Origin of the sequence: Pseudomonas sp. TMW22089, from assembly GCF_022496645.1 — a bacterium.
Classification (GTDB): Bacteria; Pseudomonadota; Gammaproteobacteria; order Pseudomonadales; family Pseudomonadaceae; genus Aquipseudomonas; species Aquipseudomonas paraversuta.
This window is the reverse complement of record NZ_SCFG01000052.1, coordinates 1-1,291: the sequence shown is the minus strand read 5'-3', so window position 1 is coordinate 1,291 and position 1,291 is coordinate 1. Positions and strand designations below refer to the sequence as shown.

General features: G+C 52.2%; 1 rRNA gene. It reads right to left on the bottom strand.

The features are described from left to right. Nucleotides 1-123: 123 nt before the first annotated feature. A 23S ribosomal RNA gene (locus EQV90_RS21655) occupies nucleotides 124-1,291 on the bottom strand; the annotation flags it as partial.

The following is a 1,291-nucleotide window of genomic DNA, read 5'->3' as shown; positions in this document are numbered from 1 at the left end:
AACGTTCCAGCGAATGGGTATGTAATAGATTTGTGTGTTGTGCAAACTTTCGGTTTGTATCGTCTTCACACACCGCAACTTGTCTGTTCTTGTCACCAAGAACGCAAATTGCTTGGGTGTTATATGGTCAAGCCTCACGGGCAATTAGTATTGGTTAGCTCAACGCCTCACAGCGCTTACACACCCAACCTATCAACGTCGTAGTCTTCGACGGCCCTTTAGGGAACTCAAGGTTCCAGTGAGATCTCATCTTGAGGCAAGTTTCCCGCTTAGATGCTTTCAGCGGTTATCTTTCCCGAACATAGCTACCCGGCAATGCCACTGGCGTGACAACCGGAACACCAGAGGTTCGTCCACTCCGGTCCTCTCGTACTAGGAGCAGCCCCTCTCAAATCTCAAACGTCCACGGCAGATAGGGACCGAACTGTCTCACGACGTTCTAAACCCAGCTCGCGTACCACTTTAAATGGCGAACAGCCATACCCTTGGGACCGGCTTCAGCCCCAGGATGTGATGAGCCGACATCGAGGTGCCAAACACCGCCGTCGATATGAACTCTTGGGCGGTATCAGCCTGTTATCCCCGGAGTACCTTTTATCCGTTGAGCGATGGCCCTTCCATACAGAACCACCGGATCACTAAGACCTACTTTCGTACCTGCTCGACGTGTCTGTCTCGCAGTCAAGCGCGCTTTTGCCTTTATACTCTACGACCGATTTCCGACCGGTCTGAGCGCACCTTCGTACTCCTCCGTTACTCTTTAGGAGGAGACCGCCCCAGTCAAACTACCCACCATACACTGTCCTCGATCCGGATAACGGACCTGAGTTAGAACCTCAAAGTTGCCAGGGTGGTATTTCAAGGTTGGCTCCATGCAGACTGGCGTCCACACTTCAAAGCCTCCCACCTATCCTACACAAGCAAATTCAAAGTCCAGTGCAAAGCTATAGTAAAGGTTCACGGGGTCTTTCCGTCTAGCCGCGGATACACTGCATCTTCACAGCGATTTCAATTTCACTGAGTCTCGGGTGGAGACAGCGCCGCCATCGTTACGCCATTCGTGCAGGTCGGAACTTACCCGACAAGGAATTTCGCTACCTTAGGACCGTTATAGTTACGGCCGCCGTTTACCGGGGCTTCGATCAAGAGCTTCGCGTTAGCTAACCCCATCAATTAACCTTCCGGCACCGGGCAGGCGTCACACCCTATACGTCCACTTTCGTGTTTGCAGAGTGCTGTGTTTTTAATAAACAGTCGCAGCGGCCTGGTATCTTCGACCGGCGTGGGCTTA